Annotated in this window: 19 protein-coding genes and 1 pseudogene; 10 read left to right on the top strand and 10 right to left on the bottom strand. The window is 41.8% G+C overall.

Translation table 11 applies throughout. The features are described from left to right. The first annotated feature begins 17 nt into the window (after positions 1 to 17). Entirely contained in the window at positions 18 to 620 is a 603-nt protein-coding gene (locus tag L6773_RS07960; RefSeq protein WP_237853341.1) for an SCO family protein, read from the top strand. Then, entirely contained in the window at positions 617 to 1,105 is a 489-nt protein-coding gene (locus tag L6773_RS07965) for a copper chaperone PCu(A)C (protein WP_237853342.1), read from the top strand. The genes L6773_RS07960 and L6773_RS07965 overlap by 4 nt, the downstream gene beginning before the upstream one ends. 260 nt (positions 1,106 to 1,365) lie before the next feature. Here the strand turns inward: L6773_RS07965 and cdaA are convergent, their stop codons facing one another. The 7 genes from cdaA to L6773_RS08000 all read right to left on the bottom strand — a co-directional run bounded on the left by cdaA (position 1,366) and on the right by L6773_RS08000 (position 9,827). Beyond that, complete coding sequence (gene cdaA / locus L6773_RS07970) at positions 1,366 to 2,178, bottom strand: diadenylate cyclase CdaA (protein ID WP_237853343.1); 813 nt, start codon at positions 2,176 to 2,178, stop codon at positions 1,366 to 1,368. An 80-nt stretch (positions 2,179 to 2,258) separates the two neighbouring features. Beyond that, on the bottom strand, positions 2,259 to 3,113 hold the full coding sequence (folP, locus tag L6773_RS07975; protein WP_237853344.1) for a dihydropteroate synthase: 855 nt from the start codon (positions 3,111 to 3,113) through the stop codon (positions 2,259 to 2,261). 99 nt (positions 3,114 to 3,212) lie between these two features. Beyond that, complete coding sequence (fdxA, locus tag L6773_RS07980; RefSeq protein WP_237853345.1) at positions 3,213 to 3,551, bottom strand: ferredoxin FdxA; 339 nt, start codon at positions 3,549 to 3,551, stop codon at positions 3,213 to 3,215. Between the two features lie 151 nt (positions 3,552 to 3,702). Further along, complete coding sequence (locus L6773_RS07985; protein ID WP_237853346.1) at positions 3,703 to 4,950, bottom strand: alkaline phosphatase family protein; 1,248 nt, start codon at positions 4,948 to 4,950, stop codon at positions 3,703 to 3,705. Positions 4,951 to 5,071: 121 nt separating this feature from the next. Next, the gene (locus L6773_RS07990) at positions 5,072 to 8,284 is read right to left on the bottom strand and encodes a TonB-dependent receptor (RefSeq protein ID WP_237853347.1); all 3,213 of its coding nucleotides are present in this window, start codon (positions 8,282 to 8,284) and stop codon (positions 5,072 to 5,074) included. Positions 8,285 to 8,499: 215 nt separating this feature from the next. Next, on the bottom strand, positions 8,500 to 9,198 hold the full coding sequence (locus L6773_RS07995; protein ID WP_237853348.1) for a TIGR04283 family arsenosugar biosynthesis glycosyltransferase: 699 nt from the start codon (positions 9,196 to 9,198) through the stop codon (positions 8,500 to 8,502). Further along, positions 9,195 to 9,827 (bottom strand): TIGR04282 family arsenosugar biosynthesis glycosyltransferase, encoded by a 633-nt coding sequence (locus tag L6773_RS08000; RefSeq protein ID WP_237853349.1) that lies wholly within the window; start codon positions 9,825 to 9,827, stop codon positions 9,195 to 9,197. The genes L6773_RS07995 and L6773_RS08000 overlap by 4 nt, the downstream gene beginning before the upstream one ends. A 152-nt stretch (positions 9,828 to 9,979) precedes the next feature. Between L6773_RS08000 and L6773_RS08005 the strand changes: the two genes are divergently transcribed. Beyond that, positions 9,980 to 10,453, top strand: coding sequence for a hypothetical protein (locus L6773_RS08005; protein WP_237853350.1), 474 nt, complete (start codon positions 9,980 to 9,982; stop codon positions 10,451 to 10,453). A 150-nt stretch (positions 10,454 to 10,603) separates the two neighbouring features. Here the strand turns inward: L6773_RS08005 and L6773_RS08010 are convergent, their stop codons facing one another. Both L6773_RS08010 and ggt read right to left on the bottom strand, forming a co-directional pair. Further along, positions 10,604 to 11,524 carry an L-lactate dehydrogenase gene (locus tag L6773_RS08010; protein WP_237853351.1) on the bottom strand — a complete coding sequence of 307 codons (921 nt, stop codon included), beginning with the start codon at positions 11,522 to 11,524 and terminating at the stop codon, positions 10,604 to 10,606. Between the two features lie 80 nt (positions 11,525 to 11,604). After that, positions 11,605 to 13,344, bottom strand: a complete 1,740-nt coding sequence (ggt, locus tag L6773_RS08015; RefSeq protein WP_237853352.1) for a gamma-glutamyltransferase — start codon at positions 13,342 to 13,344, stop codon at positions 11,605 to 11,607. A 390-nt stretch (positions 13,345 to 13,734) separates the two neighbouring features. Between ggt and L6773_RS08020 the strand changes: the two genes are divergently transcribed. The 7 genes from L6773_RS08020 (at position 13,735) to mdh (ending at position 21,468) form a co-directional block, all read left to right on the top strand. Continuing rightward, positions 13,735 to 14,112 carry a co-chaperone GroES gene (locus tag L6773_RS08020; RefSeq protein ID WP_237853353.1) on the top strand — a complete coding sequence of 126 codons (378 nt, stop codon included), beginning with the start codon at positions 13,735 to 13,737 and terminating at the stop codon, positions 14,110 to 14,112. A gap of 14 nt (positions 14,113 to 14,126) precedes the next feature. Continuing rightward, positions 14,127 to 15,020 carry an MBL fold metallo-hydrolase gene (locus L6773_RS08025; RefSeq protein WP_237853354.1) on the top strand — a complete coding sequence of 298 codons (894 nt, stop codon included), beginning with the start codon at positions 14,127 to 14,129 and terminating at the stop codon, positions 15,018 to 15,020. A 391-nt stretch (positions 15,021 to 15,411) separates the two neighbouring features. After that, positions 15,412 to 16,599, top strand: a complete 1,188-nt coding sequence (locus L6773_RS08030) for a DmpA family aminopeptidase (protein ID WP_237853355.1) — start codon at positions 15,412 to 15,414, stop codon at positions 16,597 to 16,599. Positions 16,600 to 16,887: 288 nt separating this feature from the next. After that, the gene (locus L6773_RS08035) at positions 16,888 to 18,072 is read left to right on the top strand and encodes a D-alanine--D-alanine ligase family protein (protein ID WP_237853356.1); all 1,185 of its coding nucleotides are present in this window, start codon (positions 16,888 to 16,890) and stop codon (positions 18,070 to 18,072) included. Beyond that, positions 18,073 to 19,545 carry an ABC transporter substrate-binding protein gene (locus L6773_RS08040; RefSeq protein WP_237853357.1) on the top strand — a complete coding sequence of 491 codons (1,473 nt, stop codon included), beginning with the start codon at positions 18,073 to 18,075 and terminating at the stop codon, positions 19,543 to 19,545. Then, positions 19,542 to 20,411, top strand: coding sequence for an NAD(+)/NADH kinase (locus L6773_RS08045; protein ID WP_237853358.1), 870 nt, complete (start codon positions 19,542 to 19,544; stop codon positions 20,409 to 20,411). Before L6773_RS08040 ends, L6773_RS08045 begins: the two co-directional genes overlap by 4 nt. Positions 20,412 to 20,508: 97 nt before the next feature. Next, the gene (mdh, locus tag L6773_RS08050) at positions 20,509 to 21,468 is read left to right on the top strand and encodes a malate dehydrogenase (protein WP_237853359.1); all 960 of its coding nucleotides are present in this window, start codon (positions 20,509 to 20,511) and stop codon (positions 21,466 to 21,468) included. A 530-nt stretch (positions 21,469 to 21,998) separates the two neighbouring features. Here the strand turns inward: mdh and L6773_RS08055 are convergent. After that, positions 21,999 to 22,187: pseudogene (locus L6773_RS08055) on the bottom strand (rhodanese-related sulfurtransferase); the annotation flags it as partial.

Here is a 22,187-nt window from a genome sequence, read left to right on the forward strand (position 1 = left end):
AAGTAGCTTTAGAACCTATGATTAAACAATCAAAATTATTCCCGCGATGGCTTGGCCTAATCACGATTATCGGCTTTCTTTTCGTAACAACCATTAGTTGTGGGAATGAAACGCTCGACGATTTTAGTGATCGTTCTTTTGAACTGACCAATCAAAATGGTGAAGAAGTTACATTTCCCGATGATTTTGAAGGTGCGCCCCTCGTTATGGGATTCATTTATACCAATTGTCCTGATATTTGTTCATTTATAACGGCAAATGTTCATGATGTGTATCAACAAATGGAGAATCCCGGTGATGTTCAATTTGCCCTCGTCACATTTGATCCCCAGCGAGATTCACCAGAGGTGTTAAAAAAGTACGCCAAGGCATTTGAAATGGATCATGAACCGTTTCAGTTCCTTACGGCAGACTCCAGTACAATCGCTTCGTTTATGGATCGTGTAAGTGTTCGAATACAAGAGTCCTACTCTGAAGAGTCAGAAGACGGTGAGAGAATGTATTTCCTCAATCATTCTGATAAAATATTACTGATTAATGAGAACTCAGAACTTATCTTTGATTATGGGGGAAGTATGACTCCCGTCAACATTATCATTGAAGATTTAAACAAACTATGATTTACAAAATTACTCAACTATTTATCATCACTTTCCTGCTGATTTCATTTATATCCTGCGCGGGCGAAGAGGGTGAACAAACAACCGACAATACTGAAGAGTTTGAACTTCCCGCCGACGGAATTGAAATAGCAGACGCCTGGGCAAGACCCGGACAGGTGGATGGAGTCTCAGCCATTTACATGAATATTCTGAATGGTTCCTCTGTGGCCGATACACTTCTGTCCATTTCATCTCCCGTAGCGGGAATGGTTGAAGTACATGAAACCTACGAACAAGAAGAGGGCATGATGGGAATGCGTCCGGCAGAAGTAGTGGCCGCACCGGCACGAGGAGCACTTACGCTTAAACCCGGAGGTCTACACGTAATGCTGATGCAATTAAATCGTGAACTGAGAGAGGGTGATAGTGTTGAATTTTCCGTTGAGTTTACGAACGGTACAGAGATAACTCTTACTGCTCCTGTTGAGTCGATGCGACGGTAATTAGGACTTCTGAGAATCTATTACCGTCTGCTTTAGCTGACGGTAAGAAAGCATTAAAAAATTATGGCTTTAGCCACATCATTCTGTTGGCTTAAGCCAACAATAGTAGATGAGAACCTAAAAAAGCTTAAGTGCATTTAATCACTGATAGTGCAAGCGTCTCGCTTGTGGCCACATGACAGGAACCGTCGGGACAAGCTTTTCGCACTATCCAGAAGATCTCACTATTGCTCACACTCAGTTGAGTCGCCAACTCAATATCAATTCATCTCCAAATCCGCTTTTTCTGCACTAAAACCAACTCCCTCCTCTTTTACTTCACCGAGTGAAGCCTCCATTTCTGAGCGCAGTTTTTGAATGGATAAGCCACTGGAAAGTGCCCCGTTTTTTGCAATGGATATACGGCCTGTTTCTTCAGAAACAACTACAACAAAAACGTTATTCGTCTCGCTGATTCCCACTGCAGCCCTGTGACGTGTTCCAAAAACGGATGAAATGTTTGGATTTTGTGAAATAGGGAGGTAGCAGCTCGCCGCAACAATTCGATTATTCCTGATTATCACCGCGCCGTCGTGCAGAGGAGTATCTTTTTGAAAAATAGTTTGAAGGAGTGAAGCGTTTACCCTCGCATCCAACTTTACACCAACATCGACCAAATCCTGGAGAGATGAAGTTCTTGCAAAAACAATCAGTGCACCGGTTTTGGTTTGAGCCATATTCCGAACTGCTTCAATTACTTCCGATACCATATCCACAGACCCGGTCCGTCCCAGAAATCGATCGAGCGACGTGTTTTGCCCAAGATTGTACAACAGCTTTCGAATTTCAGGTTGAAAAATGATAAAGACCGCTAAAACCCCTACATCGAGAACACTTCTGAGAAGAAAATTTAAAGTAGTAAAACCGAGCAATCCCACACCTGCATTCAAAAGGATAATAAAGAGCAAACCCAGTGCCGCCTGGATGGCAAACGTTCCCCGAATCCACCTGTACAGGTAGTACAAAACAAGGGCAATAACCAGCGTTTCAAGCAGGTCTTTAATGCCAAATTCTATGAATCCAATCGGGATCAATTGATCTATCTAATTTTTAGTAGTGAGTATTGAGTATCAAGTAGTAAGTAAAAAATTCAATACTTACTACTTGATACTTATTACTCGTTATTTAGTGACTCAAATATCTTCACGGAATCGACCGCTTCCTGTACATCGTGAACTCTCAATATCTTCGCACCCTGCAACAGGCAGTGATAATGAACAGCCAGCGTACCGGCCAACCTTTCGTCTGCCGGTCGGCCATCCAGTAACGATCCAATCATCGACTTTCTTGACGCACCAACAAGAAGCGGATAACCCAATGTAATGAATTTTTTAAGCTCTTTTATGAGCTTCAGGTTGTGTTGAAGTGTTTTGCCGAAACCAATTCCGGGATCCACCATAATGGATGATACTCCGGCTCGCTTTAATTGTTCAATGCCATTTTCCATAAATGAGTAAATATCCTCAGTAACATTCTGATATTGAGGATTTTTTTGCATCGTTTGGGGATCACCCTGTGAATGCATCAACACATACCCGGCCTGATAGGTTGCACAGAGATCGGCCAGCCGCGATTCCTTTTGCAGACCACTGACATCATTAATGATATGTGCACCAAGCTCCAGCGATTTTTCAGCCACTTTATATTTCGTTGTATCAATCGAAAAAAAAGTTTTAGGAAAAGCTTCTAAAACCTGTTCCAGTACCGGAATCACCCGATTGATCTCTTCTGATTCTGACACAGGATCGGCGCCCGGACGGGTTGATTCACCACCAATATCGATAATAGCTGCACCCTCCTCAGCCATTTTCCCAATAGCATCAACTGCCCGCTGAACAGAATTGTATCTTCCTCCGTCAGAAAATGAATCCGGTGTAACATTTAGTATACCCATTACAACCGGCTGCTCAAGAGAAAGTTTAGATTCTCTTAATGACAGTACAGATTGGTTGCCTATTGTTTCCTCCATTGTGTATACCTCAATTATAAGAAGTGGAATTTAACCGGAAAATGAAATGGAGTACAGGGTAATGCGACTTGATATGAGCGCTTTTAAAGACCCGGACTCTTAATCCCAGTGCTCTTGCAATAAGTCCAGCTTACCTTCTTTTTCCGCCCATTCATCAGCGTCTTCCATCTCATCTTTGGTTTCATTGATGATATGTTCTTGCCAGTTCTCAGCAAGACGCTCATTTAGCTCAATGTAGTGTTCCCATTCTTCAGGAACTTCATCATCTGGATAAATGGCTTCAACCGGACACTCCGGTACACAAGCATCGCAGTCGATACATTCGAGCGGATCGATGGTTAGAAAGTTTGGCCCTTCACGGAAAGCATCAACGGGACAAACAGCCGCGCAATTTGTGTATTTGCAATTAATACATGGTTCTGTAACTACGTACGCCATTTAACAGGGATATTAGAATTAATTGTTGTAAATAAGGTGTTATGGTATTTCAAATAGAATTAAAATGCAATTCAAACATAGCAAGTAACCCGATTTTCCTCAAATATATCCTTCATCGATTGCAATGTTAAATCTTGTTTGAAATAATCGGTTACTTGATCAACAAATTCTCAATTTCTTGAAGATTTCCATCGTTTTCGGCAGGGTCCAATCCCAGGATCTCGCACATCAACTCATAGATGTGTACGACCTCAAATGAGTCTACAGTCTTATTTTTTTCAAAGTCGGGGCCATGAGCAATGAAAAAAGAATGCATCTCTTTTTCATGATTATCATATCCGTGGGCTCCTCCAGATGGATAATTTGGATTCCGATCAAGAAATTCACTAGTCGTAATTGTATAACCAATATCCGGGATCAATAAAAGGTCTGTCACTCGCGGGTGTTCTTTCAGATGAAACCGCTCCGGGATATCCTTCGTTTTATAAACTCTGTAATGGTTTTGATTCGCTTCTAAGCTGTTATATACGTTTTCTAGATGTGGGTCATCTACATTCAACATTCCTAGTTGACCAAGGTCAATAATCTCCAGATGCTCAATATCTACGATATCATCCAAAACCACGACCCGATCTCTTGAAACCTGCGCCATGCCATGATCGGACACAATAATGATATTTGTCCGTTCAAACAGTTGAGCTGCTTCCAATTCTTCTACAAGATATCCCATGGTATCATCAGCTCTTTGAATCGCACCATTAATCTGTGGAGACTCAGGGCCGACGCGATGTCCTTGAGAATCCGTGAAACTAAAATAGAGGGAAGCAAAATCTACTTTTTCTGTCTCATTGCCTGATAACCATTGAACAACTGAATCGACCCTTGCAGAATCGGGGATACTGCCGTCATATCGATTCCAGTAGGTAGGCCTCATATTTTGGACGGGTGCTTCCGAGCCCACCCAAAACATGATCCCCGCTTTTTTTCCCTGCTTCTCGACGGTATTCCAGATCGGTTCACCCTGGTACCACATCGGGTCCTCTACTGCATCTCGATTACGAATAGAGTATCGTTTTCCCGTTTCAGGATCTAACATATTATTACTGATAATCCCATTGTTTTCAGGATAGAGACCCGTAACAATTGCATAGTGATTGGGAAAGGTTTTCGTGGGGAAAACCGGGATCAAACTCTCACTTTTCACCCCGTTACTGATCAACTGATCAAAATTTGGTGTGTCTGTTTTTGTTAGGTAATCATATCGAAATCCATCAAATGAGACGAGCATTACCGGGTTTGTCTGCTCTTGATCATCGCTGACTGCCAGCTGCTGCCTGCAAGACACAAAAAACAAGCCAATGATTAATACCAGTAACCTAAACCTGGTTTTATGAAGCATGATTAAGTATAGATATGTACTGATTTTTTTATTTGTAATAAAGTAAAGTAGCAGATAATCAAAAAAGAAAGGCCCTGCAAACCATACAGGGCCTTATAAAACGTATATCCGTCACAATAAATTAGAAGTTGTAACGAACGCTAAATTGCATTTGCCACCGTGAGCTTAAGTCACTGATGCTGTAAAGGCTTTCTTCAGTTACATTATCAGGATTAAAGCTAATGACTGGTTTTCCAATATCACCAGAGCTCAAACCAAATTCGGGATTCTCAGCGATAAAGTCTTCACCAACATATTGTTGAAAGTTAAATGCTCTGTAGTTGTTAAAGCTTACACCTTTTCGAACACCCCACTCTTCGTTGAGGAAGTTAAGTACATTAAACATACTCGCGCTGAATTCAATCGACTGTCCTGAAAATGTCTGAACTTGTTGACTTATCCTCAAATCAAGGAAATTTGTCCATGGCTCACGAGCTGTTCCTCTGTCAACAAAACCACCTCTGTAGTCGCTGAGAGATTCCTTGCTGGATATCCATCCATCAAATTCACTCCAATTATTACTTGTAAGAACAACTTCATTCTCATTGGCTGGTACATAGATCAAGTCGTTATCAAATCGACCGTCACCGTTTGCATCGCCATTATAGATCCAGCTATATGGTGTACCGGATCGGCCATCATAAATCAACGAGATGGTAGTTGCTAATCGTTCTAACCATGCAAATTGGTAGGAAACAACACCCAGAATTCGGTGCCTTCTTTCGAAATCAGCAGTACCAACTTTAGGATTGTTTACATCCACATTTTCATTAAACTGCCAGTTTGAAATTGCACGGCTTGATGTACCATTATTAACATTTCGTGCTCGGTTATATGTGTACGAGAAATCTACATCTAAACCAAAATCGAACTGTTTCTCAAGCGATCCTGTGATACTGTACTGGTAATTGTCGTTTGAATTACTCAGAAGGAGTGCATTTGTAAAGTTTTCGTCAATACGTGAGGGGCGTCCGGAAGCATTTCCAAATCGTTCGTTGAAGAAAATATCTCCATAAATTGGTCGCCCGTATGCAGATTCCCCAACTTGTTCGATGTTAAGATTTTTAAACACTACATCATTGATACCTTTAGAATAAACACCCTCAAGAGTTCCAACAATTCCCATTGGCAATTCTTGATCAAGAGCAAGATTCACCTTTAATGATTGAGGATATTTAAAATCCTCTGAAATCAAATTAATTTCAGAAGTCTCTATTGGCTCAAGGACATCACTTTCTCCCGGCGTTGGCTGATTATTTGGATCTGGTGAAAAAAGACCATCAAATCTTCCAAAATTGAAAGCATCTACACGTCCATAATCGTTACCGGTATTACTATATTGGTTAGAAATCCAAACAAAAGGAGGTGTCCCTGAGAAGATTCCTACACCACCACGGAACTGTGTTGTTCTTTCACCGCCACTTAAGTCCCAGTTAAATCCAAATCGCGGACTCCAAAGAATATTTCCGCTTGCAACTCGATCAGTTGAGTATCCAGGGAAAGCATCTGGTACCAAAGGATTAAAAGTAGGATCGTCGGGTAAAATTGGAACATCTGCTCTCAAACCATACGTGATTTTTAAGTTATCCGTCGCAGACCATTTATCCTGTACGTAAAGACCAAATTGCATTCCAGTGAAGTTAGCTGTTGGACTACCACCTGGTAATAAGTAACTATGGAGGTATTCAACAGGATCTCCATTTCTAAGATCTTCAATACTAAAAAATGTATATGTACCGAAAGCATCTTGAACAAAGAGATTATCGAATGTAAAAATTTGATTGTTTGTTCCAATCGTGAACTCGTGATTTCCACTTATATATGTAAAGTTGTTTGTGATCTCAATCAAATCCTGATCTAAAGCATTGGCCTGAGAGAAACGATCAATTCCGGCAACAATGCTACCAAAATCACCTGGATCATTCTCAAAAGGAATACTCACTTCAACCTGTGGAAATGCTTCTGCTTTTACATCTCTTGAATCACGAATTCGAGTATAAACTACACGGGCTTCATTATAGCTGTTATTACCTATAGTACTATTTAACTGTGCTACAAATGAATTCTGATTACTGTTGAATTGATATTGTCGATTACTGAAATCGTAAGAAAAACGACCACGGCCAATACCATCATCATCCAAAGCATCAACATGATTATATCTGAATGTTAATTTATTGCTTTGATTAATGTTATAATCCAACTTAACCAAAAGCTTATTGTTGTTTTGATCTTGGTCAAGTGGTGATTCGTAATTACCGGGATCGTAGCCATATTGGTTTTGAAATATATTTCTTACCTCATTAAAAGTATCAGCTGAAAAATCAATAGTATTCGGAGCACCACTATTTAAAATACCGGTTGTAATCGGTTGTGTTTCCCTTCGAAACTCTCCATTTACGAAGAAAAAGAGTTTATCCTTTATAATGGGACCTCCAATATTCAACCCAACATATCTTTCAGAAAATTCCGGAAAATCATTAGCGGTTTCTCCATCCTCTCCTATGTATGTTCCAACCAATGATTCATTTCTCGTTTGAAAGTAGACTGACCCTTCATAGGTATTTGTACCACTCTTTGTAATGGCATTCACCTGTCCACCTGTAAAACCATTATTGGTTACATCAAACGGGGCAATGTCTACATTAAATTCGGCAATTGCGTCGATACTTAATGGTGAAGATACACCAGCTTGTGAACCCGGAGTTGCATCACCAAGTCCAAATACATCATTCAGTGTAGCACCGTCAACAAGTATGTTATTATACCGGTCATTCGCACCACCAAAACTGTTTCCGCTTGTTACCTGTGGGGTTAACCGTGTGAAATCAGAAAGTGACCGCGAAACAGTAGGTGTTCGCGAAATTTGTTCCGTTGAAATATTTTTACTGGCACCTGTTCGGTCAGAATTGAATATCTGGTCAGGTACTGCAGTAACTGAAATTTGTCCAAGCTCAAGAGATCCCTCTTCGAGTTGGAAATCTAACGAAACCCTCTCTCCAAGTTCGATATTTCCGACCTCTTTAATTTGTGGGTTGAAGCCGATGAAAGTGACTCTTACTTCGTAAGGACCACCTACGCGAACATTTCTTATTGTATATCCGCCGTCTACACGACTCGAAGTTCCATATTCGGTACCTGTTGGTTGATGAACCGCAATAATATTTGCACCAGGCAAAGACTCTCCGGTCTCGTCCGTAATAGTACCCTCAATAGACCCCGATGTAGTACCCTGCGCAAAAAGCGTCAAGGGAAGTAGTGACAGGGTTAATATTAATAGTATTTGACGTGTCATAGAGTTTATTTTTAGCTTTAGTTTTTAGTGTTCGAATACTGACAAAATAGTATAGGAAACATATGTTAACGGGCTGTTAACTTGGCTTAAAAATTAACGATTTTTTACCAGTATTTGAATTATCAATCACCCTTCTAACACCAAAAGTTGTGGAAGCGTTTTTAATTCTGAAAACTTCTCTCTTTATCTATTAGCAGTCAAAAAACCTTACAGAGTTAATTATCTATAAATTCTTTATAAACATGAACTAATGTACTTTGGCTTACTCCGGAGTAATAGAGAAGTAAAATCAAAAAAAATACAGCCTGCAATCGAATCACTCCATTTACTTTGTATCTCCTTGCAGATGTAGTAACACGTTCATCAAGCAGTTGAAATGAACCCGCTTTTTTGAGTTCCCGCACGATCTTCTGATCCTCCATAACAATCATCGATTCATCGAAACCACCCACCTCTTCAAAGAGAGTTTTTTCGACGAATAAACTCTGGTCGCCAAACCGAAAAAGAGTCAGCCTAAAGCGGGTAAACCAACCGTAAAATGTAAGGAGTGGATCCGGATCATCAAATACTAACTGAAAACACCCGGATTTGTAACCCTTTTTAAAAGATTGGCTGATGTAATCTGAAAAATTCTGTGGTGGAAATGTATCGGCGTGCAAAAAGTACAGAATAGTTCCGCTTGAATGTTCAGCACCCTCGTTCATTTGGGCTGCACGACCTTTTTTTTGGCAATGAATAACAGTTGCACCAAAACTTTCTGCGATTTGAACCGTCCCGTCATCACTCCCGCCATCGGCAATGATTATCTCGTGAGAAATTTCCGAACAGTTTTTTTTAAGGTGCTTCAAAAGCCCCCCAAGTTTTACCTCTTCATTTAATGTTGGAATGATTATGCTGATGAAAAAATCGCTCATTCAAAATCGCTTTTTCGTAAATCTTCTTCGGTATCTATATCATTCAAAGTAGGAAGTAAGCCGTAATCCATCTTTTCGTTTTTCAAAACCTTCACAGTCTCGGAGAACACATCTTCCGTACTCCATGAAATATCCTCAAAAATTCCGGGTATCATTTTCTTAAGTCCTAAGAGGTAATAACCACCATCTTCAGAAGGGCCAATGACTACATCTTTTCCATCCAATTCCGTGAATGCTTCTTCTATGATTTCGGAGGTTATTCCTGGGCAGTCGCTCCCGATAATAACAATTTTCCCGTATTCTCCTTTAAAACCATCCTGAAAAGCGTTTTGCATTCGTGCACCAAGATTTTCACCCCTTTGCAATTTTTTTTCAAATTTGGTCACTGAGCCGCCTGAATGCTTTGGACGGCCTGTCGGCTGACTTTCGAATCCATCCTCGTGATCAATAAACGAAGAATACCAGATCTGCTTTTGTGCTTCTGTCATTGCGGCTACCTTCATCGTATAATCCAACAACCTGAGGTAGGTATTATAGGCTTTATCATTTCCTACTGTTTTGGCCAACCTGGTTTTTACCTTTCCTTTCTCGGGATTCTTCACAAAAATAAGAAGAAGTTTTTTATCCATTACTACATATACATTTCAAACGATGATTTTTGTTCTCTGTAAACTCGTCAAATGATAGGCACTATATTTCACAAATCTGAAACTTTTCATGATATTTCCTGTTAAAGTTCAGTTACAGAATACACATTAATTATCATCAGTTTTTTCGCTTCATGAATGATCTCAATTATTTGAAGTCGACTCTTTTATCAGCTCTTATTCTTGTATGTTTTTCGTTTTTGGACAACGCTCATGCTCAATATCGCTCCGGCAGTACGGAACTCGGTGTGGTTTTAGGGGAACCAACCGGTGTAAGCATCCAGGTTTGGCAGTCGGGCACAAGAGCGATCGATGGGGCCTTGGCTTGGTCGCTGGGAAGAGATGATAAAATTCATGTCCACGCCGACTACCTGAAACACGACCAGCTTAGTGTCGATCGCGGATCTCTCACCTTTTTCTATGGAATTGGCGCCAGGGCTATTTTAGCAGATGATGCGAAATTTGGCCCACGATTTCCGTTAGGCCTGCATTATGTAATACCTCATAGCCGTTTCAGCGTGTTTTTTGAAGTTGCTCCGATCTTTGATCTCGTCCCAGGCACAGATTTTGATGTAAATGGTGGAATCGGTGTTCGGTACTTTTTGTGAAATATATTTTCAGCTCTATTAACCTGTCAGCGTCCAAAAAAATTTACATCGTTCATTTTCAAAAGACGATGGCCTAAAAAATATGCTGAGACTTATCTATAACTATATCCGGCAAATTAGCTTTTTTTGAATTTGAACCGGCGATTTATCTCAGCTTTTAACAGAATTGATGGCATCATGAATCACTGATGCCGAGTGTCGCAAATTCTCCATCTCTTCCATGCTGATTTCACTTTCTAGTATCCGTTCAATTCCGTTTGATGATATCAGGCATGGCAGTGAAATCGCAACATCATTCAAGCTATAGGCACCGTTGACCACTGAAGAGACGGTAATGATCCTGTTTTCATTTCTCATAATCCATTTGATGAGTGTTGCCGTTACCATTCCAATAGCGTGATTGGTGGCTCCCTTTCTTTTTATGATTTCATAGGCTGCATTTTTTACCTGTTCGGTAATCTCATTTTCATACTCTTTACTCCATCCCTCCCAACTTTGAAGTGGCGTATTCCCTACCAGAGCTTTTGACCAAAGAACCACTTCAGAATCACCATGTTCACCAATTACCTCTGCCTTAATGCTTTTGGAATCGACATTAATTTTATCTCCCACTATATCCATCAACCGTGCAGTATCGAGCATAGTACCAGTTCCCATAACCCTATTTGATGGAATTCCAGTCAATTTTTGATAATAGTAGGTAATCACGTCAACCGGGTTGCTCACGACGATCAATATTCCTTCATATCCTTTCAACTGCTTCGAAATAGTACGAACAATCTTAATGTTCTCATTTAACAAATTTAATCTCGATTCATCCGATTCACCACCTCTTCCCGCTGTAATTACTATTGCATCACATTTAAGCATATCCTCTACTGTTGCCGCCTTTACATTAGCACTCGGATAAAATGGCGAGCCGTGATTGAGGTCCATCGCCTCACCCTCTGCAATCTCTTCATTGATGTCGTTCAGCAGGAGTTCGCGGCACACACCTTGCTGCAATATCGAGCTGGCTACACTAGAACCGACCCATCCCATTCCGATGATTCCTACACTTTTCGTCTTCATCTGTAATCTCGCTTTCTTTTAGAATTTCATTTATATAAAAAGCTCTGAGCTATGAAAACGTTCAAGAGTTGTCTGAAAAATCAATACCCTGCAGCCTGACCGTCTACCCTGGATTCAGATGCTCCGAAATAGACTCCTTTCTCATGATCTCGCATAATTCCCTGGTAGCGGCCAAAAAAGCTGTTACCAATCTGCACATTATGTCCTTTCGCTCGCAGCTCACGAACTACCTCGAAATCTATAGAAGATTCAATACTTACTTGTCCCGGGCCATCCAGCCTTTCAGATAAACTGTCAGTTGGCTGGGTTGATCCGGAATGCGACCACCGTAGAGCATCACCCGCCTGCTGAATGTTCATTCCAAAATCTATGATATTAGTCAGTAAACTAACATGACCGACAGGTTGATATGCACCTCCCATATTTCCATAAGCATACCAGGGTTTTCCATCTTTCATTACAAAACCAGGAATGATAGTATGAAACGGCCTTTTACCGGGCTCGTAAACATTGGGATGTTCCGGATCAAGTGAAAAAAGTTCACCGCGATTTTGAAAACTGAATCCGGTTCCCGGAACGACAAACCCCGTACCCATCCCCCGGAAATTACTCTGAATCAGTGAAACCATATTTCCGTCTTTGTCAGCTGTTGTTAAGAAGATCGTATCACCTTCCTCAAGCTGCTCCACACCGGAACTGAGATCTGCCAAAGCTTCATCTCCGATCAATTCACGGCGTTCGGCAGCATATTCTTTGGAGAGTAAAACATCATACGGAACATCCTGAAAGTCGGGATCTGCATAATGCTTTGCACGGTCTTCAAACGCCAATTTTTTTGCCTCAATAAGCAGGTGAAGTGTTTCAGTACTGGCAAATCCCTTGGAGGCCAAGTCGAAACCCTCCAGGATGTTCAGCATCTGCAAAACCGCAGTTCCCTGAACATTTCCGCCAACCTGGTATACATCATATCCGCGATAGTTTGTCGATACAGGATCAACCCATTCAGAGTGGTGTTTTTCAAAATCTTCGTATCGGAGATATCCACCATGTTCGCGCATGTATGAATCTACTTTTTCTGCAATTTCGCCACAATAAAAAGCATCACGCCCCTGCCTGGCCAAAAGTCGAAAGGTGTTACCCAAGTCCGGATTTTTGAAAATCTCCCCTTTTTCAGGACCCTCCCCGTCTATCGTAAATGTCTCTTCGAATGCTCCGGGCTGATCTTTGAGAAAAGGAACACTTCGTCTCCAACTTGCGGAGATCACTTCTGTAACTGGAAAACCCTCCTCGGCATAATGAGTGGCAGGGGCTAAAATATCAGTCATGGACATTGACCCGAAACGATCGTGCATTTCAAACCAGCCATCTACAGCGCCGGGCACAGAAACGGAAAGCAGGCTATAAGACGGAATAGATTCTGCTCCTTGGTTCTCCAGTTCAGCTATAAGTTCCTCGTATGAAAGCCCCGTTGGCGATCGGCCGCTTGCATTCAAGGCGTATAACTGCTCCGTTTCTGCATCCCAAATAATTGCAAAAAGGTCTCCCCCAATTCCATTGCCCGTCGGTTCCATCAAACCCGTAGCGGCATTGGCTGCTATAGCGGCATCAATGGCATTCCCACCCTGCCTCAATATATCCAGTCCAATTTGTGTAGCTAATGGGTGGCTGGTTGCAACCATCCCGTTTTCCGCTATTACCTCGGAACGAGTCATATTCATGGGCCCGGCTTCACGATCGATCTGTGCGAATACAGAGGGCGGGATAGTTACAAAACTGATTAATATAAATATGGATGAGAGGAACGTTTTGCTGGTGATCATTAGAAATTTGGTTTTGTTAAAATGCTTATAGTATACCGCTTCAAGTATTTATAAAGAAGTGTCCTTGAAGAGTCTGAAGCCTGCCTGTGCCGAGGCTTCGGCAGACAGGCAGAGCGGAAGTCCTTCAAGCGTCACGTCTTCTTATTGAAAATCACCAAAAAAGACGCTTCAAGAACCTTCGGACGCTTGAAGGTCATTGAACCGGTAAACGCGTTATAGTATACTATTTCAATACTCGAAATAAACTATAATCATTTCAACTTTACTGAATATCTTGCAATTTCGAAAAAATACAATCGCTACTCCGGGACGTAAAATTTGTATTCAATACACTTTTTGCGAACTTTCTGTTCAGCTTTTTGTTTTAATTTGAAATCAATCAACATTTGAATGATCCAGGAATACCTTAATTCAGTTGACAAATTTATCATTATTGGCGATCGGGTTCTCATCAAACCGCGTGACATGGAAACCCGTACCAAAAGCGGACTTGTACTTCCCGCAACCGTGAAAGAGAAAGAAGAGATTCAGAGTGGCTATATTATCAAAACCGGGCCGGGATACCCAATACCGTCACAGGAAATAGATGAGCCCTGGAAAGATCAAACTTCTGACCCGAAATATATCGGCATGCAGGCCAAAGAAGGCGATCTCGCTATTTTTCTGAAAAGCCGTTCACATGAAATTGAATTTGAAAATGAGAATTTCCTGATCGTTCCTCACGCAGCCATACTTTTGTTGATTCGCGACGAACACCACCTCGAATAAAATCCATATAACTTATGAAACGCATTGATTTCTTAAAACAGGTTGCACTACTCTTGGCCGGATCAGCTTTCTTGCCAAAACTAAAATTTCTACAGGACTCTAACTTTACTGAACTCAGAAATGGCGTTGGTATTTTTACCATGCAGGGTGGAACCATCGGCTGGTTTACAACTGAAGATGCGATTGTGGCGATTGACTCTCAATATCCGGATCCAGCCGGTAATTTTATAAGCGGCATTTCCAATTTTGGTGGCGGGCCCGAAAAGGTGTTGTTTAATACGCATCATCATGGTGATCATACCGGCGGGAACTCCGTTTTTGAAGAGAACAGTTACCAGATTATTGGTCATGCTAATGTACCGGATTTAATGCGGATGTCAGCTGAAGGTTCCGACAATCAACCAACCGTTCCCGGCACCACATTTGAGGAGCAATATGATATGGATATGGGCAATGAAACTATTCACGCTAAACACTATGGACCGGCTCATACCGGCGGCGATTCCGTGATTTGGTTTGAAAATGCCAATGTTGCCCACATGGGAGACCTGATGTTCAATCGGCTCTATCCTTTCATCGATCGCGGTGGTGGTGCTTTGATTGCAAACTGGATTACCACGTTAGAAAATGTCGTTTCTGAAGCGAATTCTGACACACAGTTTATTTTTGGACATGGAAACCCTGAATTCGGTGTAACCGGAAGCGGCGATGATTTGCTCCACATGCGAGATTTCCTCTCCCATCTGATGGAATACACCCGCCGGGGAATTGCAGAAGGACATAGCAAAGAGGAACTGATGGATATTGAATCATTCGATGAATTCCCTAACTTTATCAGCCCGAGCGATTTTCTTTCACTCTCAAGAAATGTGGATGTAGCCTATCGTGAACTTACTGAAGAAGAATAAAGAAAGACCAGACACAGACAGTGAGATGGCGCAAAGGTCTTCATATGTGCCATCATCCGACGAGTACAAGCGAGTCAACTACGCCAAAGCTTCTTCGACCGAGGACTCTAACTCTATCTCCAAAACTAATGGGCAGCGAAGATGCATATACTGTGGACAGCTTGCTCCTTTAGTTTGGGTACACGGCCATGGACAATGTTCTTCGTGCGGAATTAACGTAGAGGAGTGTTGTCGTGGCGAGAATTGTGATTTTAACTAGTCCAAAGTATCTGTTTTTAGGTGGATAGTTTTTTGTTTCGATTTGAGGAATGTGGAGTGCATAAAGTTGACAATTACTTTGAGTTGCAGTTCCTTTCCATCAACGGTCTACTAAAATCTATCTACTACTTGCATGAAGCATAGACTACTTTTCCCTTTTGCAGTTCTCATTTTTCTATTCTTCGCCGATTCAGCCCATTCACAACGAGCTCGTGATCTTGGAATTGAAACAGGCATTCTAACTCCGGGTGAGTTTAATGCAATTACCGATGTAGCCGGGGTAAAAGTGGGACATCAAACGATTATTGAAGGAGATGGCATTCGAACCGGTGTTACTGCTATTCTTCCGCATGACGGAAATATTTTTCAGGAACGAGTCCCGGCGGCAGTATACGTGGGAAATGGATTTGGCAAAGCACTTGGCTTTACCCAGGTTCGCGAGCTTGGAGAGATAGAAACGCCCATCGGCCTCACCAATACTCTCAGCATTCATACAGTTGCCAATGGTATTTCTGATTATGTACTCAATCAACCCGGAAATGAGAATGTAAGATCGGTCAATCCCGTAGTTGGTGAGACGAATGACGGCTGGCTGAACGAGATCCGAGCGAGAAACGTAACCATTGATGATGTATACGCAGCAATCGGAAATGCCAAAACCGGTACAGTTGAAGAGGGAAATGTAGGAGCCGGAACGGGAACCCGGGCGCTGGGATTTAAAGGAGGAATTGGCACGGCATCCCGAGTTTTACCTTCAGGTCGCGGGGGTTATACCGTTGGCGTTTTGGTTCAGTCCAATTTTGGTGGAATCCTGACGATCAACGGAGCGCCTGTAGGGGAAGAACTCAAAAATCATTACATGGCAAATGAGATTCCGTATGATCTGGCTTCAATTGCGCCACCAGAACCCTCCCGGCGGTCAGACGGCTATAGTTATGATACAGACGGATCAATCATGATCATCGTCGCAACGGATGCTCCGATCACATCGCGAAACCTGGAACGCCTCGCCAAACGTGCATTTCTTGGAGTAGTCCGGGTCGGCGGATTTGCATCAAACGGAAGTGGTGATTACGTCATTGCATTTTCGACTCATAAAGAAGTTCGTATTCATCAGGATGATGAAGCAGTATATTCCATCAACAAATTGAAAAACAGTGAAATGACACCACTATTTCTCGCCGCTGTGGAAGCCACAGAAGAAGCGATCCTTAATTCCCTCTTTCAAGCCAAAACCATGACTGGCTGGAATGGACATACACAGGAAGCACTACCTGTTGATAAAGTGATGGAGATTTTAGAGAGATACAATTTGGATTAAGGTTAGAGACTTTTATCTGTTATAGTTTATTAGAGTTTAAAGAATGGAAGCAAGAGCTTCCAGGTTTACGTTCCGAAGGAGGACCTTCGGGAACGAGTAAAGGATGGCGCAAACATCTTTGTTTGTGCATGTTGTTAGGAGCACGAGCGAGACGATCGCGCTATCTTCGTAAATTAATTCTACACTGCAACAAACAACACACAACGAACTACAAACAACCAACGACTCCCGTTGTCAATTCACAGGCTAACTTCGTATCATCTGTAGACATACAAGATTTCTTTTTTTATGGATCAAAAAACTGTATTGGTAGCATTTGGAGGTGCTTCACCCGAACATGAAGTTTCTGTAATTACGGCTCACCAGGCCATTGCCGCACTCCAGGATTCCGAGTATCAAGTCACCCCACTTTATATCACAAAAAATGGCCGGTGGCTGACCGGAGAAAACCTACTTGACCTGAAAAATTTTGAGGACCTCAAGAAACTTGAAAACAGTAGTATAGCCTGTTTCTTTGGTCAAAATGATTTTGGCCAACCTGTGTTAATTGAACAGAAGACCGGTTTGTTCTCAAAATCAAAATCACATCCCATACATGCGGTTTTAAATGCTTTTCACGGATCGAAAGGTGAAAACGGGGCCTTCCAGGGAGCTTGCGAGATGTTCAATATTCCTTGTACCGGAAGTAGTGTGATGGGGTCATCCATTGGAATGGATAAAGTGATGGCCAAAGAGATCTGCCGTACTCATGGTATTCCGGTTGTTGAAGGTGTTAATTTTGTCGAGAAGAACTGGATCGATAATCAATTATCCATTATCAAGAATATTGAATCGCTTGATTACCCGGTCATTGTAAAACCGGTCCATTTAGGAAGCAGTATTGGTGTTGAGGTGGTTAAAGAGCGGGACGCACTGATTCGTGCTATTGAATCGTCTTTTAAATACGATGATCATCTGTTGGTTGAAAAGGTTGTTGCCCCGTTAATGGAAATTAATTGCTCCGTATTGGGCTCGTCCAGGGAACAACGTACCAGCGTATGTGAACGTCCTCTGGGAAAAGAAGAACTTCTCTCCTTCCAGGATAAATATATGAATGACCAGGAGGCGAAGGGAATGGCATCAGCCGATCGCGAAATTCCTGCAAAAATACCTGATAAACTTACAACTGCAATCCGGGAAACATCTATCGAAGTTTTTAAGCTACTCTCTTGCAGTGGATTGGCTCGCCTTGATTTTTTAGTAAATGAAGAGACGCATCAATTTTATTTTAATGAAATTAACACCATACCGGGCTCGTTTTCGTTTTATCTTTGGGAAGAGACAGATATTACTTTTAAGGAATTATTATTGGAGTTAATTGATATAGCCGTTGAAGATCAGAATCAAAAAGCACGGCGCATCCAGAGTTACGACACAAACCTTTTAAGTCAAAAAGCTGTTAAAGGCATTAAAGGACTCAAAACCAATAAATAGATGAAACTAAATACATTACGAAATTTCGCATTCTTTCTGATTCTGATGACCGGTATCTACGCTTGCAGTTCATCGGAATCTACAGTTGTGGTTGTTGAAGATGCGCCCGCCACACAGCAAACCACCCAGCAGGATTCAACAGAAGAAGAATTTACTCAACTGACAATCGGGTTGATTGATTCTGTCACAAATTTTGATCCGCTCTTCGCCGAAAATTTGAGTACACAGAGAGCACTCACTCTTATTTATGATGGATTGTATACCCTTGACCGACAGGGGAATCCTATCCCGGATATTGCAAGCAACTTAGAAGTTTCTGAAGACAGCCTGGAATATGTATTTCGCCTCAATCAAAATAAATTCTTTCATAACAGTTCCATTTTTAATTCCGGAATTGGCCGCAGGGTAAATGCTTCGGATGTTAAAACTGCTCTCGAAAGAACCGCCAGTATTAACGTGCCCAGTCAAGCCGCCCAGTTACTAATGAACATCCGCGGGTTTGAAAATTACTACCTTGAGCAACGATCCGTTTACGATCCTGATCAGCGCGTTTTGCAAAGCGTAGCCGGAATTCAGGTGATTGACAGACAAACACTGGCAATAGTATTGAAAGAGAAAGACCCTCAGTTTCTAACAAAACTCGCATCTCCATATTTATTAATCTATCCACAAGAAGCAATTTCTGGAAATTCATCAATTCTTTCAGAACGGCCCGTCGGTACAGGGCCTTATCAGTTAAACAGGGTAGAAAATAATGGACAAATTGTGATGATACGCAGAGATAGCTTCAACGGAAGTGACCTGCCACCCATCAACCGGATTAACATGCAGATGTTTGAAAGTGAATCGAATCTGTTCCAGGAGTTTTCTACAAGTGATACTGATTGGATTCCCGAAATTGGACCTGAAATATCAAACCAAATTCTAAATGAAAACGGAGAACTTCAGTCCTCTTACCAGCAAAACTTTAACTTTGTGCAGAATAACGCTTCGCGCATTGCGGCTTTGTATTTAAACGAAGGGGCTGAAGTTAATCAACAATGGTTGATAAGCCGTCTTGCTTACCTGACAGAAGAAGATTTTTCAACACGGGGAGATATCTCTTTGAATGTCGACGAATTTGAGATCACGGAAGATGCAGAACCACTTGAACAGTATTATTCAAGCTATACGGAAGATGCAATTACCCGGAAAATTTTAACAGAACTGCATAATATTATTTTTACCCCGAATTCATCCCTGGTTTTATTTGATATTCGGGTTCCGACCCGGCAAACATCCATATACAGCCGAAATAGCAGTTCGCTGCATCACAATCTTAGTCCCATTGATGAAAACTATTGGATGCGTGTAGATACAGATATTCTCGGGATCTATAAAAATCGGGTTAGGGGAATTGAATCCACATCTGTGCCCTGGCTTTTGCATATAGACCAGGTTAGTGTTCAAAATTCTATAACCAGCGCTGAATGAGCTTTTGCATCATAGCAAATCCTGAAAAGTATTCCATTCAAGATCCTCTTGAGCGAGTTATCCTGTGGGCACAAGCTAACGGAACCAAAATATTTGTTACAGAACAGATCAAAAAGCAGTTCCCTGAAATAGTACAGGGACAAACCATTACAGTGGTTGATAGTGAGCAAAAAGCAATTCAAGAAGCTGATGTAATCATTGCTTTGGGGGGAGACGGAACTATGTTGCATACCGCTCATCTTGTTAAGGAAATTGAAAAACCACTGGTAGGTATCAACACCGGGAAGCTTGGTTTTATGGCGAATATTCAGCCCTCTCAAATAGAGGAAGCTCTGCAAAGTGTAGTTGAAAAAAAATACCGACTTGATAAACGTCAAATGCTCCAGGCAAAAACAGAGGAAGGTGAACAATTTTACGCCCTCAACGAGTTTCTTTTTTCCCGGAAAGACACCTCCTCCATGATTAAACTTGAGGTGGAGTACGATGGCTCACTGATCAATCATTACTGGGCGGATGGATTGATTATAAGTTCTCCAACAGGTTCTACAGCTTACAACCTTTCTGCCGGCGGACCGATCATTCAGCCCAATACCCCTGTGATGGTAGTAACACCTATCAACCCGCACACCTTAACCACAAGGCCATTAGTATTGCCGAGCAACCGGCCTTTGACTGTTCGAAGTGTAGGCACATCTGAGCATATTTTATTTTCATATGATGGAATTGTACAGCCACATAACAGCACACTTGACATCGAAATAATTCAAAGCGATTTTTCAGTAGATCTTATACAATTGCCCGAACAAAACTATTTTGAAACATTGAGAAATAAACTGATGTGGGGCTTTGATAAACGAAAAGATTAAAGAATCTACCTCGGTATTCATTCAATAAACACAGAATTTCTGTAATTTTTGAATATCGAACTTTTTCAATAAAACACTCATAAAATCAAATATAATCATGAAAGTAACTGTTGTAGGAGCCGGAGGAAATGTAGGCTCAACGGTGGCATTTGCTATTGCCGAACGCGACTTTGCCAAAGAAGTGGTAATGGTTGACATCGAAAAAAAGGAAGGGGACAAAACATTTTATCCATCAAAGGGACGAGCGCTAGACCAGTGGGAAACATCTCCCATCTCCGGGTTTGATACTCGTTTGAACGGAACGGTTGATTACGAGGACACCAAAGATTCAGACGTGTGCGTAATTACAGCCGGAATTCCAAGAAGACCCGGCATGAGTCGTGATGATCTTCTGGAAATTAACAGCAATATTGTTGAGAGTGTAACCAAAGAATTGATAAAGCACTCTCCGGATACAATCATCATTGTGGTTTCCAACCCCCTGGATGTAATGTCTTACGTTGCTCATACTGCAAGTAAACTCGATTCTAAAAAAGTGATGGGAATGGCAGGCATTCTGGATACTGCGCGATATCGTGCATTTCTCGCCCAGGAACTCGACATATCACCAAAAGACATTCAGGCACTGCTGATGGGCGGCCATGGCGATACGATGGTTCCGCTTCCAAGATATACCACAGTGGCGGGTATTCCCGTTACACAACTGATCGAGAAAGACAAACTCGATGCTATTGTTGAACGAACCAAGAAAGGCGGTGGTGAAATTGTAGGGTTGATGGGAACATCGGCCTGGTACGCGCCCGGTGCAGCAGCAGCACAAATGGTTGAGGCGATTATGCTCGATCAAAACCGGGTTTTCCCCGTAGCTGCTAAATTGGACGGTGAGTATGGAATCAACGATCTTTTCCTAGGTGTACCCGTTAAGTTGGGACACGGCGGAATCAAAGAGATTATTGAGGTTGATTTAAACGAAGAAGAACAACATCTTTTAGACTCATCAGCGAAAGCAGTTCGTTCTACACTGGACGAATTCAAAAAACTGATGGAAGACAAATAAACCGCAAATAAACGAAGACATAAGGCTCTTCACTACTTGCACTTAACCCCAATTCGGTTTCCGGATTGGGGTTTTTCTATTTGGGATAGGATTATAGGCGACTGGTGCAAGTTTGTTACTTGTACCCACATGTTTAAAATGAACCATCGCACAAGTTGCAAACTTACGCGAGCAGAGATATAACAATTATTGAGATTTTGCGACATAGCGGTTATTGATTGAATCAAATAAATCGCTACGTCGAATATCGGCTCATTTTTTGAACGCTTGAGCGAAACCTTTAAATCGTTAAATCTGAGTGCAGTAAAGCACAAATTTATGAATGCCAATCCCAAGAAATTTTAGCCACTAAGATCACAACGTTGTGCCCGCCGTGAAATTCGCAGTATCTTTGTGCTTAACTTTTCTGCAAACGATTCCTTTTTTAGGCTGTTGAATTTTACGGCTGAACCGACAAATGGTGATGGGTATGCGTCTCGTTTATGCCCCTATTGCCAGCAGGTGCGGGACGCTCGCGCTATCATCATTTCCTACTGTTCCTGCATTTCCCGATCTTTAAATTCATCATCAAAGTAGTTGTACCATTTTCTGAAGGGCCGGAACGCATTATCGGGATCGAAGGGGCGTTTGAACTCACTCTGTTTGCACTCTTCGCTGCAACAGCCGTCCATTATTTTGGCACCTTCCTCTGAGCAGACAAACAGTTTATTACACTCCAT

This window comes from Rhodohalobacter sulfatireducens (assembly GCF_022012475.1).
Classification (GTDB): Bacteria; Bacteroidota; Rhodothermia; order Balneolales; family Balneolaceae; genus Rhodohalobacter; species Rhodohalobacter sulfatireducens.